14 protein-coding genes and 1 tRNA gene are annotated in these 12057 nt (G+C 72.6%); 9 read left to right on the forward strand and 6 right to left on the reverse strand.

The window, feature by feature from the left end; translation table 11 throughout:
- The first annotated feature begins 69 nt into the window (after nucleotides 1-69).
- Nucleotides 70-142, forward strand: a tRNA-Asn gene (locus ACQPXG_RS15105).
- A 289-nt stretch (nucleotides 143-431) separates the two neighbouring features.
- On the opposite strand, the gene ACQPXG_RS15110 is transcribed toward ACQPXG_RS15105, so the two are convergent.
- Together ACQPXG_RS15110 and ACQPXG_RS15115 are read right to left on the reverse strand one after the other, a co-directional pair.
- On the reverse strand, nucleotides 432-944 hold the full coding sequence (locus ACQPXG_RS15110) for an LppU/SCO3897 family protein (protein WP_433468303.1): 513 nt from the start codon (nucleotides 942-944) through the stop codon (nucleotides 432-434).
- A 667-nt stretch (nucleotides 945-1611) separates the two neighbouring features.
- Nucleotides 1612-1794, reverse strand: a complete 183-nt coding sequence (locus ACQPXG_RS15115) for a hypothetical protein (protein WP_433468304.1) — start codon at nucleotides 1792-1794, stop codon at nucleotides 1612-1614.
- Between the two features lie 74 nt (nucleotides 1795-1868).
- Between ACQPXG_RS15115 and ACQPXG_RS15120 the strand changes: the two genes are divergently transcribed.
- Both ACQPXG_RS15120 and ACQPXG_RS15125 read left to right on the forward strand, forming a co-directional pair.
- The gene (locus ACQPXG_RS15120; RefSeq protein WP_433468305.1) at nucleotides 1869-3023 is read left to right on the forward strand and encodes a sensor histidine kinase; all 1155 of its coding nucleotides are present in this window, start codon (nucleotides 1869-1871) and stop codon (nucleotides 3021-3023) included.
- The gene (locus tag ACQPXG_RS15125; protein WP_433468306.1) at nucleotides 3008-3622 is read left to right on the forward strand and encodes a response regulator; all 615 of its coding nucleotides are present in this window, start codon (nucleotides 3008-3010) and stop codon (nucleotides 3620-3622) included. The genes ACQPXG_RS15120 and ACQPXG_RS15125 overlap by 16 nt, the downstream gene beginning before the upstream one ends.
- Nucleotide 3623: 1 nt before the next feature.
- Here the strand turns inward: ACQPXG_RS15125 and ACQPXG_RS15130 are convergent, their stop codons facing one another.
- Both ACQPXG_RS15130 and ACQPXG_RS15135 read right to left on the reverse strand, forming a co-directional pair.
- Entirely contained in the window at nucleotides 3624-4448 is an 825-nt protein-coding gene (locus tag ACQPXG_RS15130) for a siderophore-interacting protein (protein ID WP_433468307.1), read from the reverse strand.
- 11 nt (nucleotides 4449-4459) lie between these two features.
- Nucleotides 4460-5482, reverse strand: coding sequence for an ABC transporter substrate-binding protein (locus ACQPXG_RS15135; RefSeq protein ID WP_433468308.1), 1023 nt, complete (start codon nucleotides 5480-5482; stop codon nucleotides 4460-4462).
- A 134-nt stretch (nucleotides 5483-5616) separates the two neighbouring features.
- On the opposite strand from ACQPXG_RS15135, the gene ACQPXG_RS15140 reads away from it, so the two are divergent.
- The 6 genes from ACQPXG_RS15140 (at nucleotide 5617) to ACQPXG_RS15165 (ending at nucleotide 11300) form a co-directional block, all read left to right on the forward strand.
- The gene (locus tag ACQPXG_RS15140; protein WP_433468309.1) at nucleotides 5617-6666 is read left to right on the forward strand and encodes a FecCD family ABC transporter permease; all 1050 of its coding nucleotides are present in this window, start codon (nucleotides 5617-5619) and stop codon (nucleotides 6664-6666) included.
- Nucleotides 6663-7712: a FecCD family ABC transporter permease gene (locus tag ACQPXG_RS15145; protein WP_433468310.1), complete on the forward strand. Its 1050-nt coding sequence runs from the start codon at nucleotides 6663-6665 to the stop codon at nucleotides 7710-7712. Before ACQPXG_RS15140 ends, ACQPXG_RS15145 begins: the two co-directional genes overlap by 4 nt.
- 1 nt (nucleotide 7713) lies before the next feature.
- Nucleotides 7714-8523: an ABC transporter ATP-binding protein gene (locus ACQPXG_RS15150; protein WP_433468311.1), complete on the forward strand. Its 810-nt coding sequence runs from the start codon at nucleotides 7714-7716 to the stop codon at nucleotides 8521-8523.
- Between the two features lie 60 nt (nucleotides 8524-8583).
- Nucleotides 8584-10050 carry a DHA2 family efflux MFS transporter permease subunit gene (locus ACQPXG_RS15155; protein WP_433468312.1) on the forward strand — a complete coding sequence of 489 codons (1467 nt, stop codon included), beginning with the start codon at nucleotides 8584-8586 and terminating at the stop codon, nucleotides 10048-10050.
- Nucleotides 10047-10484, forward strand: coding sequence for a MarR family winged helix-turn-helix transcriptional regulator (locus ACQPXG_RS15160; RefSeq protein WP_433468313.1), 438 nt, complete (start codon nucleotides 10047-10049; stop codon nucleotides 10482-10484). The genes ACQPXG_RS15155 and ACQPXG_RS15160 overlap by 4 nt, the downstream gene beginning before the upstream one ends.
- Nucleotides 10485-10553: 69 nt before the next feature.
- On the forward strand, nucleotides 10554-11300 hold the full coding sequence (locus ACQPXG_RS15165) for a neutral zinc metallopeptidase (protein WP_433468314.1): 747 nt from the start codon (nucleotides 10554-10556) through the stop codon (nucleotides 11298-11300).
- Nucleotides 11301-11309: 9 nt separating this feature from the next.
- Here the strand turns inward: ACQPXG_RS15165 and ACQPXG_RS15170 are convergent, their stop codons facing one another.
- Together ACQPXG_RS15170 and ACQPXG_RS15175 are read right to left on the reverse strand one after the other, a co-directional pair.
- A complete protein-coding gene (locus ACQPXG_RS15170) occupies nucleotides 11310-11606 on the reverse strand; it encodes an MTH1187 family thiamine-binding protein (RefSeq protein WP_433468315.1) in 297 nt (98 codons plus the stop codon).
- Nucleotides 11607-11622: 16 nt separating this feature from the next.
- On the reverse strand, nucleotides 11623-12015 hold the full coding sequence (locus ACQPXG_RS15175) for a DUF7715 family protein (RefSeq protein ID WP_433468316.1): 393 nt from the start codon (nucleotides 12013-12015) through the stop codon (nucleotides 11623-11625).
- Nucleotides 12016-12057 lie beyond the last annotated feature (42 nt).

Consider the following 12057-nt stretch of genomic DNA (forward strand, 5'->3'; position numbering starts at 1 on the left):
GCGAACAGCCCCGGACATGCGCTAACCTAGACCCGCCGGCAGGGGGCCACGACCCCACCGGACGCACGATCCCGCGTAGCTCAATCGGCAGAGCAGCCGGCTGTTAACCGGCAGGTTATTGGTTCGAGTCCAATCGCGGGAGCCGAGGCGGCTTCGGCTGCTCAGCGCGCTTCGCTTGCTTTCGCCGGGGCCCGCAGTGTTCCCCGGGGGCGACCCCCGGACCCCCGATGTGGGGGCTCCGCCCCACGCCCCCTCCTGGTTGCGGCTCGTGGTCAGGCTCCGCTGCGATCGTGGGCAGGGGCCTTTTGTGCTCCCTTGGAGGGGAGCCACTCGCCTGATTCATCACGAAAAACGCGTCTCGCTTCGGTGCCTTGCTTGATCACCGGCCGTAGTTGCTTGCGGTCTGCGGGGTGTTCGGCGCGGCAGGCCGGTCAGATGCCGGTCGTGCAGATCGTGAGCGGTGGTCGAGGGTAGACCAACGCGAGGGGCTTGGCGGGATCGCTCTCCAGTGGATTGACATCCGGGCCACAGGCGGTGTGGTGGGCCTTGCCCGGTATTACGGCGACGACCCGATAGGTCGCTGACGGTCCGCACGGCACCTTGGTGGCCTTGCCGGTGGGGAACCCGACCTCCTGGTAGAAGCAGTCTCCGACCTTCGCGTTCAGCATCAGGCACAGGTACCGGCCGCTCGTCCTTCCTGAAGCGGAGGTTTCACCGTAGGTGTTGTCGTCGCAGCCTAGGTGGCCGCCGAACATGGCCACTTTGTATGCGGCAGTCGGCGCGGTACAGGAAACGATGCGGAACTCGCTGGTGTATCCGGTTTTGCCGCCCCGCCCCTTCGCCTCCAGGCAGTCACCCGGCTCGGGAGAAGGACCGTTGACCAGATGACCGACCACAGGCACACCTACCAGGGCTGACAAGATCATCACACTCGCGGTGATCAACCATATTTTGGTTTGCCTGGTCAGAGCAGGTGACGCGTTCGGCGGGGGCGCCTGCTGTTTTTGAGGCCTCGTCCTCATCGGGTATTTACCTTCCGCGCATGGTCGGCCGGGCGTTAGTGATTCGGTCATCAGAATCCCTCATGAGGATTGGGACGCTTTTATGCCTTCATCGGTTCCAGGGCAGTCGGTGCGTGCGGGGCGGAATTGAATGGATGACGAACCCTGCCTTCCGGGCGACTCTGGGGACCGCACGCCAGGGCACGCACCAGGGCGCATCGAGGGCCACATGAGGTAATGGTCAGTCGTGAGGCGGCATGAGATGCCCAGGAGGCTGAGCCGCTGGGGCGGCGCGATGTTCCTCGTGTCTTTGTTCCGCGCTTGGCGCCGACGGCATGGTCCCGCGCTATTCCGCAGACCGCACTGTGGCTACGTGAGACGCGCTCTTAGAGAACAACGATGGGTTGGCGGCTATGCGGGTGGGCTGACCGGCATGAAGCGGGCCCGGCACTGTGGCCGGGCCCGCGGTGAGAAAACGAGCCGATTGTTTCGAGTGCCTCGTGGGAGCCGTGGTGGGGAGTCGTGCCCATCGGCGTTGTCTCCCTGCCTGGCTGGGGTGATCGAGTTCGGGCGGCCGTTCCCGGGGTCCGTCGTCCAACGTCGGGCCTGGTCAGTTCTGGGGCTTGTGGCGGGTGAACATGCCGGAGAAGCCCCAGCCGAGGCCGATGAGGACCGCGCCCGCGGCGGCGACGACGCCGAGGGCGTCCACGTCGAGGACGGCGAGGAGTCCGATGACGAGGCCGTACACGATGGTGAGGACGAAGAGGGCCTGCCGGACGGGGTTCTTGTTCATGGTCACGATGATCGTGTGACGTGGAGGGCAGTACTATCCACCGGTCGGTGGAAACGGGGGCGGGTGATCGGGGCATGACCGGTGATCCGGGGGTGGCGCGGGCGGAGAACGTCTGGCAGCGCTCGTATCCGTTCTGGGACGCCTACTTCGCGATGGTGCTCGTCGGGACCATCGCCGCGACGGCCGCCGACGCGGTGCCGCCGGGCAGGCGGGCCGCGGCGATCGCGTTGCTCGTCCTGCTGAGCCTGGCGTACGTGGCGATCGGGCGGAAGGCGCTGCGGTCGCAGGAGGTGCCGCGGCCCGGGTGCAGGATCTACGCTGTCGCGCTGATCTGCATGTTCGTCCCCGCGACGCTGGTCGCGCCGGTGACGGCGACGGGACTCGCCGCGCTGGCGCCGCAGGTCTACATGATGTACGGGACGGCCCGCGGCTTCGCGCTGATGTTCGTGCTGTTCTCCGGGCCGGTCGGGCTCGCGCTGGCGGCGTCCGGGGCGGGACGGGCGGTGACGGTCGTGATCATCACGGCGGCGCTCGCGTGCAGCGTGCTGCTCGCCGTGTTCATCGGACGGCTCGGCCGGCAGAACCGCGAGCGGATGCGCCTGATCGAGGAGCTGGACCGGACGCGGGACGAGCTGGCCGGCGTGAGCCGGGAGGCGGGTGTGCTCGCCGAGCGGGAGCGGCTGGCCCGCGACATCCACGACACGATCGCGCAGGGGTTCACGTCCATCACGATGCTGCTGCAGGCGGCGGAGGCGGAGGTCGGCCCGAACCGGCATCTGGAGCTCGCCGCCCGGGCGGCGCGGGAGAACCTGGCCGAGACGCGCGGCCTGGTCGCGGCGCTGGCGCCGCCCGCGCTGGACGGCGGTTCGCTCGTGGAGGCGCTGCGGAAGATGGCCCGTGACTTCGACCTTCCCGTCGATCTGGTCGTGGAGGGGGAACCGCGGCCGCTGGACGCGGTGGAGGTCGTCCTGCTGCGGGTGGCGCAGGAGGCGCTCGCGAACGTCCGGAAGCATTCGGGGGCGGGGTCGGTGCGGATGTCGCTGGTCTATGGCGACCCGGTGCGGCTGACCGTCGCCGACGACGGGTGCGGGTTCGAGCCGGGCGAGGCCGGCCGGGGGTTCGGGCTGCGCGGGATGCGGAGCCGGGTCGAGCAGGCCGGCGGGACGTTCACGGTCGCGGGCGGGGACGGCACGAGGGTCGAGGTGGCGGTGCCGTGCTCCGCGTCATGATCGTCGACGATCATCCGATCGTCCGGGAGGGGCTGCGGGGGATGCTCGCGGCGGAGGCGGACATCGAGGTGGCGGCGGAGGCCGCGTCCGGGGACGAGGCCGTCGCGGTGGTGCCGGCCGTAGGTCCCGACGTCATCCTGATGGACCTGCGGATGCCGTCCGGGGACGGGGTCAGCGCGATCGAGCGGCTGCCCGGGCACCGGATCCTCGTGCTGACGACGTTCCACGACGACGCCGGCATCGTCCGGGCGATCGAGGCCGGCGCCGCCGGCTACCTGCTCAAGGACGCCTCGCGGGCCGACCTCGCCGCGGCGGTCAGGGACGTCGCGGCCGGCCGGCGGGTGCTGTCGCCGGAGGTGTCGGCCCGGCTGGCGGCGGCGAGCGAGGCGGCGCCGCCGCCCGTCCTGTCGGTGCGGGAGTCGCAGGTGCTCGCCCTGGTCGCGGAGGGCCTCACCAACGCCGCGATCGGCGAGCGCCTCTACATCGGCCAGGCGACCGTGAAGACGCACCTGCTGCGGATCTTCGGCAAGCTCGGCGTCTCGGACCGGACGGCGGCGGTGATGGCCGCGCTGGAGCACGGCATCCTGCCGGCGCCGTGACTCACTCCTCGGTGGCGGGGCTGCCGCCGGCGACGACCTCGGAGAGCAGGTCCTCCTCGGTGGCGCCGCGCCGCCAGTAGCCGGTGAAGGTGACGGCGCGGCGGTCCAGCCCGCGCTCGTTCACCAGATGCCGGCGCAGCGCCTTGACCACGGCGGACTCGCCCGCGATCCACGCGTAGGCGCCGTCCGGGACCGTGGCCGCGCGGACCGCGTCGACCAGGCTGCCGGGGGAGACCCAGGTGATCTCCGCGTCGGCGGCCGCCGGCAACTCCTGCCGGTCCTCGGCGTGCGGGACGTCGATCCACACCTGGGCGGCCGTCCCGGCGGGCAGCCAGGCGAGGTTCCCGGCGATGGCGGGCAGCGCGGTCAGGTCGCCCGCGATCACCACCGGGCTCCCGGGCGGCGGCCGGAAGTCGTAGCCGCCGTTGTCGGGGCCGGTCGGGCCGAGGACGGTGACGCGGTCGCCCGCGCCCGCCGCCGCGGCCCAGCGCGCGGCCGGGCCGGAAGCGCCGTCGGTGTGCAGCGCGAAGTCGACGTCGAGCTCGCCGGGGCGCGTGTCGCGCACGGTGTAGGAGCGCATGATCCCGCGCTCGGCCGGGTCGAGCGCCCGCCAGTCGGCGAACCACGTGTCGCCGTCGCTGTTCTCCGGCATCACGGGGGCGTCCTGATGCGGGTGCGGGAGGAACAGCTTGAAGCGCTGGTCGCGTCCGCCGGTGCCGAAACCGGCCGCGCCGCCGAAGGTGATCCGGACCATGGACGGGCCGAGCCGCTCGGACCGCAGGACGTGCAGGTCGAAGAACGCGTACGGGTGGGCCGGGGTCGTCATCACGCTTCCTTTCAGCCGGTCTTCCCGGCGGACCGGAGGGACGTGGCGAGGGCTTCGATGATCGGCGCGCAGCCCTCGTAGGAGAAGCGGGGCTCGGGCTGCCACGCGATGACCTGCCCCGCCTTCACCGCGGGCAGGTCCTTCCAGGACGGCTTGGAGCCGAGGTCCTTCGGCTGGAGCGCCTGGGTCCGGGAGTCGAGCATGATGACGTCGGCCTTGTACTTGCCGGCGTTCTCCCAGCTCAGCTCCTCGAAGTAGCCGTCCTTGCCCGGCTTCTCCGGGACGATCAGGTCGACCCCCAGTTCCTTGAAGTAGATGAGGTCGGTGTTCTTGCCCGGGCTTGAGGCGTAGAAGAGGTCGGGGCTCGCGGACGCCGCCAGCACCTTCAGCCCGCGCTTTGCCTCGGCCGCCGCGCGCAGCGTCTCGGACGCCTTCTCGAACCGGGTCTTGGCGGCGGTGACCTTCGCGGACTTCAGATCGGCGCCGAGGGCGGCGGCGAGCGCGGCGGTCCGCTCGATCGGCTTCGGCAGGGACACGGCTCCGGTGGAGATCGCGACGCTCGGCGCCAGCGCGAAGATCTTGTCCTTGCTCTCGGCCGGGACGTAGAACAGGTCGGGTGGCACGAACATGTTGTCGACGAGGAGCTCGGGGCGGAGCGCCGCGTACTTCTCGATGTTGAACTCGCCGTAGGCGTTGCCGATGATCTCCAGCCGGCCGACGGGCAGGTTCCCCGCCTGCGGGTCGGGTTTGCCGTCCTTGAGCTTCGTCGGGCCGTACACGCCGACGAGTTGCCGGTCGACGCCGAAGTCGTAGAGGGCGGCGGCGGCGCCGACGTAGGCGACGACCCGCTGCGGGCGCGCCTTGAGGTCGACCTTCGTGCCGCGGTCGTCGGTGAACTCCCACGCGCCGCCGCGGGGCGAGGCCGTTCCGCCTCCGCCGTCTCCGCACGCGCTGATGAACGCCCCGAGGGCGACGGCGCCGCTCGCGCCCAGGAAACCGCGGCGGGTGAGGTGCCGAGCACCGATGTTCGACATTACGGACGTTCTCCCAAATCAACTACTGCGGCCGGATAGTGGCCGATGCGAGCTTAGGTTAACCTAACCTAAGATCTTGTCCAGAGTGGGACCCGTCACGGCGGTCCCCGGCACGTCCCCCCGGAGCCCACCAGGTGTTGTCGACGAAGTCGCCGCCGCTCACGCCACCCGCCGAGCGGCCGTCCGCCGGGCGGGCGCGGGGCGCGCCGTGGGCGGCCGGGCTCGTCGCCGCGGTGCTGCTCCTGCTCGCCACCGTCGTGCTGAGCCTCGCGGTCGGCGCGAAGCCGCTGTCGATCGCGCAGGTGTGGAACGGGCTGCTCCACACCGACTCGGCCGCCTCCACGGTCGTTCATGACATGCGCGTCCCGCGCACGCTGCTCGGCCTCCTCGCCGGGACGGCCCTCGGGCTCGCCGGCGCCGTGATGCAGGCGCTGACCCGCAATCCGCTCGCCGACCCCGGGCTCCTCGGCATCAACGCGGGAGCGTCCGCGGCCGTCGTGTCGGCGATCTCGTTCCTCGGCGTCACCTCGTTCACCGGCTTCGTCTGGTTCGCGTTCGCGGGCGCCGGCGCGGTCGCGGTGCTGCTCTACGCGGTCGGCGGCGGGCGCGGCGCCACCCCGGCCCGGCTCGCGCTCGCCGGGTCGGCGCTGAACGCGGCGCTGTTCTCCTACGTGAACGCGGTCCAGCTCCTCGACACCGCGTCGCTCGACCGGATGCGCTTCTGGACGGTCGGCTCCCTCGCCTCCGCGCAGGGGTACACCGTCGTCCGGGTCGCGCCGTTCGTCCTGGTGGGGCTCGTGACGGCACTGCTGCTGGCCCGTCCGCTGAACGCGATGGCCATGGGGGAGGACGCGGCCCGCGCGCTCGGCGCGTCCCCCGGCCGGGCCCGGATCGCCGCGATCGTCACGGTCACCCTGCTGTGCGGGGCGGCGACGGCGGCGTGCGGGCCGATCATCTTCGTCGGGCTGATGGTGCCCCACTTCGTCCGCGCGCTGACCGGCCCCGACCTGCGGCGGCTGATCCCGTACTGCGCGCTCCTCTCGCCGGCCCTCATGCTCGCGGCCGACGTCCTCGGCCGGGTCGTCGTCCGGCCGTCCGAGCTCCAGGTCGGCATCGTGATGGTCGTCGCGGGCGGCCCGGTGTTCCTCTACTTCGTCCGGCGCCCGCGGAAGGCCGCCGCATGAGCAGGACGCCGCATGTCGCCGTCATCCGCACGCCCGGCGGGCCGTCGTTCCGTTTCCGCCCACGCGCTCTCGCCGTCGCGGCGGTCTGCCTCGGCGTCGCGCTGGGGACGGGTGTGCTCCTCATCGGCAGCGGCGACTTCCCGATGAGCCCCGCCGACGTCGTCCGGACCCTGTTCGGGCACGGCTCGCCCGCCGACTCCCTGATCGTGAACCAGATCCGGCTGCCGCGGGTGGCGGCCGCGCTCGCGGTCGGCGCCGCGCTCGGCCTGGCCGGGGCGATCTTCCAGTCGCTCGTCCGGAACCCGCTCGGCAGCCCCGACATCCTGGGGTTCAGCCAGGGCGCCGCCACCGGGGTCCTCGCCGTGATCGTGCTGACGGGCGCGGGCAGCGTCGCGGTCGCGGCCGGCGCGGCGGGCGGCGGCCTCGCGACCGGGCTGGTCGTGTACGCGGTCGCCGGGCGGCACGGCGCGCACGGGCAGCGGCTGATCCTCGTCGGCATCGGCGTCGCCGCGGTCCTCACCGGCGTGAACGGCTACCTGCTCACCCAGGCGAAGATCACCGACGCGGCGCGCGCCGTCCTGTGGCTGACCGGCAGCCTGGACGGCCGCGACTGGGCGGACGCCGGGCCCGTCATCGCCGCGCTCGCCGTCCTCGGCCCGCTCGTCCTCGCCGGCTGCGGCCGGGCGCTGCGGATGCTGGAGATGGGCGACGACGCGGCGCACGGCCTCGGCGTCCCCATCGAGCGGGTCCGGCTGCTCCTGCTCACCGCGGCCGTGCTGCTCACCTCGCTCGCCGCGGCGGCGGCCGGCCCGGTCGCGTTCGTCGCGCTGACCGCGCCGCAGCTCGCCCGCCGGCTCACCCGCACGGCCGGGCCGAACCTGCTGCCCGCGGCGTGCATGGGCGCGGCGCTGCTGGTGGCCGCCGACTGGGTCGCCCAGCGCGCGTTCCCCGGCCACCAGCTCCCGGTCGGCGTGGTGACCGGGCTGCTCGGCGGCGGATACCTGGTCTGGCTCCTCGTGACCGAACGCAAGACGGGACGGATCTGAATTGAAGGATGCAAACGCGCGCCTCACCGGAACCGGGCTGACGCTCGCCTACGACAAGCGCACCATCACCGAGAACCTCGACGTGGCCGTCCCGGAGGGCTCCTTCACGGTGATCGTGGGCCCGAACGCGTGCGGCAAGTCGACGCTGCTGCGGGCGCTGGCGCGGATCCTCAAGCCGTCCGCGGGGACGGTCGTCCTGGACGGCCGGCCCATCGCCGGCTGGCCCGCCAAGAAGCTGGCGCGGACGCTCGGCCTGCTGCCGCAGTCGTCCATCGCGCCGGAGGGCATCACGGTCGCCGACCTGGTCTCGCGCGGCCGGTACCCGCACCAGAGCCTGCTGCGGCAGTGGTCGAAGGAGGACGAGCGGGTCGTCGCCGAGTCGATGGCCGCGACCGGTGTCCAGGATCTCGCCGACCGGCACGTGGACGAGCTCTCGGGCGGGCAGCGGCAGCGCGTCTGGATCGCGATGGCGCTCGCCCAGCAGACGCCGCTGCTGCTCCTGGACGAGCCGACGACCTATCTCGACATCGCCCACCAGATCGAGGTGCTCGACCTGTGCGCGCGGCTGCACGAGGAGGGCCGCACGGTCGTCGCCGTCCTGCACGACCTCAACCACGCCGCCCGGTACGCCACGCACATGATCGCGATGCGGGACGGCCGGATCGTCGCCGAGGGCGAACCGGCCGCGGTGGTCACGTCCGACCTGGTCGAGCAGGTCTTCCGGCTGCCGTGCCGGGTGATCGACTGCCCGGAGACCGGCAACCCGCTGGTCGTTCCGGCCGCCCGCGCCCGCACGCCCGCGCCGCACTGACCACACCGGGAATCGTTGTAGGCTTCAAATGGTTGTAGGGCTACAACGATTGGAGGCGGTGTGCCCGAACTCAGTCCCCGACGCCGGCTTCTGGTGCTGGCCATCTGCTCGTTGAGCCTGCTCATCGTCAGCCTCGACAACACGATCCTCAACGTCGCCCTGCCGTCGCTGCAGCACGACTTCCGCAGCTCGCTCTCCGGGCTCCAGTGGACGATCGACGCGTACCTGATCGTCCTCGCGTCGCTGCTGATCCTGTCCGGCTCGACCGCCGACCGGATCGGCCGCCGCCGCGTGTTCCAGACCGGCCTCGCGCTGTTCGTCGCCGGATCGGTGCTGTGCAGCCTCGCGCCGTCCCTCGGCTGGCTCGTCGGCGCCCGCGTCGTGCAGGCGGTCGGCGGCTCCATGCTCAACCCGGTCGCCATGTCGATCATCACCAACGTGTTCACCGAGCCGCGCGAGCGGGCCCGCGCCATCGGTGTCTGGAGCGCCGTCGTCGGCCTCAGCATGGCGATGGGACCGCTCGTCGGCGGACTGCTGGTCGACTCCGTGGGCTGGCGCTCGATCTTCTGGCTGAACGTGCCGATCGGGCTGGCCGCGCTCGCGCTGACCGCGCTGTTCGTCCCCGAGTCGCGGGCCCCGCGGCCGCGCCGGCTCGACCCGGCCGGGCAGGCGTTCATGATCGTGCTGCTCGGTTCGCTGACCTACGCGATCATCGAGGCGCCCGGGCGCGGCCTGCGCGACCCGGCCGTCCTCGGCGCCGCGATCCTGGCCGTGGCGTCGCTGGCCGGGTTCGTCCTGCACGCCCTGCGCACCCCCGAACCACTGATCGACCTGCGCTTCTTCCGCAGCGTCCCGTTCTCCGGCGCGACCATCATCGCCGTCAGCGGGCTCGCGGCGCTCGGCGGGTTCCTGTTCCTCAACACCCTCTACCTGCAGAACGTGCGCGGGATGTCCGCGCTGCAGGCGGGGCTGTACCTGCTGCCGATGGCCGCGATGACCGCCGCGGCCGCCCCGCTGTCGGGACGGCTCGTCGGCGGCCGCGGCCCGCGGCTCCCGCTCCAGATCGCCGGCGGGGCGATGCTCGCCAGCGCCCTGCTGTTCGCCGCGTTCGACGCCGAGACCCGCGACCTCACGCTGGTCGCGGCGTACGTGCTGTTCGGCGTCGGGTTCGGCATGGTCAACTCGCCGATCACGAACACCGCCGTGTCCGGGATGCCGCGCGCCCAGGCGGGCGTCGCGGCCGCCGTCGCCTCCACCAGCCGGCAGGTCGGGCAGGCGCTCGGCGTCGCGGTGATCGGCGCCGTGCTCGCCGCGGGGACGTCCGGCTCGTACGCCGCGTCGACCTTCGTGTCGGCCGCGCGCCCGGCATACTGGATCCTCGCCGGGTGCGCCGCCACCGTCCTGGTGCTCGGCACGGTCACCACGGGCCGGCGCGCCGCCCGCAGCGCCGCACGCACCTCCGCCCTGTTCGAGGCGGGTGACGCGGCACCGGACGCACGCCAGGAGACGGGAGCGAGTGCCCGATGACCGAGCCCGCCGACGCCGCCGCCCGGGCGTGGCACAACCTGCGGATCCTGCTGCACGAGCGGGGCGACCGGCGCCGCGAGGCGTCCGAGGCGCTCGGCATGAGCTTCTTCCGGGTCAAGGCGCTGCGCCGCATCGCCGCGGCGACCGGGCCGCTGACGCTGCGCGACCTCGCCGAGGCGCTGGTCACCGACCGCCCGTACGCCACGATCGTGGTGGACGACCTGGTCGGGCGCGGCCTGGCCGAGCGGACCCCGAACCCCGCCGACCGCCGCTCCAAGATCGTGACCGTGACGGCGGCCGGACGCGCCGCGGCCGCGGAGGCCGAGCGCATCCTCGACACCCCGCCGCCGGAGCTGTACGACCTCCCGCCCGAGGACCTGGCCGTCCTCGACCGCGTCGCCGCCCGTCTCGTCGCGACCCCCCAGGAGACCTAGCCGACCGCCTGGCGGGGCGAATCGGGCGGGTGTTCGGCCTTCCGCGGGTTCGCATGCGTATGTCCCGGCATGAGGGAGACCGCACGGACCTGTTCGCGGTGGCGGCTCGCTGCGCTCGCCGGCGCGGCCGCACTGGCCGCCGCCCTGGCGGGCGCCTGCGATTTCGAGGCCGCCCCGGCGGCGCCCGGCGCGCACGGCACGCGGGTCGCGACCCCCGCACCCGCCTCGCAGGAGTCGCCCCCGGGGAAGTTCGACGAGAACGAGTTCCAGGAGGACGTCCGCACCGCGGAGACGACCACCGACGACTACTGGCGGCGGCACTGGGAGCGGTTGTTCACCGGCTCGTACAGCTCACCGCGCGTCGTCGGCCTCTACGACGGCCGCGACCCGGGCTCGACGCCGACCTGCGACGGCGAGCCCCTCGAACGCGACAACGCCGCCTACTGCCCGGCCGGCGACTTCGTCGCCTGGGACGCCCACCTCATGCGGTCCGGCTACGCCCGCGGCGACGCCTGGGTCTATCTGGTGATCGCGCACGAGTGGGGCCATGCCGTGCAGAACCGGCTCCGCCGCGGCCTGGTGTCGCCCGCCGCCGAACTCCAGGCCGACTGCCTGGCCGGGGCCGTCCTCTACGGCTCGTCCGACGACGGCACGCTGAAGTTCGAGGACGGCGACGAGCAGGAGCTGGTGGACGCCTTCCAGGTCATCGGGGACAAGGCGCCGTGGACGAAGCCCGGCGACCACGGCTCGTCCGTCCAGCGGCTCCGCAGCTTCTCCCGCGGCGGCGAGAACGGCGTGCGGGCCTGCTTCACCTGACGGCGGGGCTCACGACCGGCGGAGGTGCCGCTCCACGGACTCGACCTTGGCGTCGAGCGCCCCCGTCACGCCGGGCCGGATGTCGGCCTTGACGACCAGACTCACCCTGGGCGCCCGCGCCGCCACGGCGTCGGTGGCGGCCTTCACCACGGCCATCACCTCGTCCCATTCGCCCTCGATCGTGGTGAACATGGCGTCGGTCCGGTTGGGCAGGCCGCTGGCCCGCACCACCCGGACCGCCTCGGCGACGAGTTCGCCGACCTCCTCGCCCGCGCCGAGCGGGGTCACCGAGAACGCGACGAGCATCGCGCACCTCCGAAATCTAGGGCTGGACGACCTGCCGTACCACGATCTCATCCAGCCGGCGCTCGACGATCACCCCGACCGGCCAGTCGCGCACGAGGCAGCGCAGCAGCGCCGCCTCGTGCTCGGCGAACGACGCGTCACAGCCCTGCTGCTCAAGGCTGGAGCGGATGGCCAGCACGTAGTCCTCGTCGGTGAAGCCCGGTATCTCCCGGACCATCGCGGTGGTCGTGGCGCGGTGCGAGTTCAGCCCGGCGAAGGAGCGGCCGCAGCCGCAGCCGCCGTCCGGGTCGTCCTGGTCGCTGGCGCACACCATCCCGATGTGGACGAGCTCGCCTTCGACGCACCAGTCGAAGTCGTTGTCGCGGAATCCCTGGCTGGAGTTGGTGGCGGTGAGCAGTTTCAAGGCCATACCCCCTCGGCACGTGGACGCGACTCCACCGTACGACGAGGG

The sequence above is a fragment of the Spirillospora sp. CA-128828 genome (genome assembly GCF_050945415.1).
Lineage (GTDB): Bacteria > Actinomycetota > Actinomycetes > Streptosporangiales > Streptosporangiaceae > Spirillospora.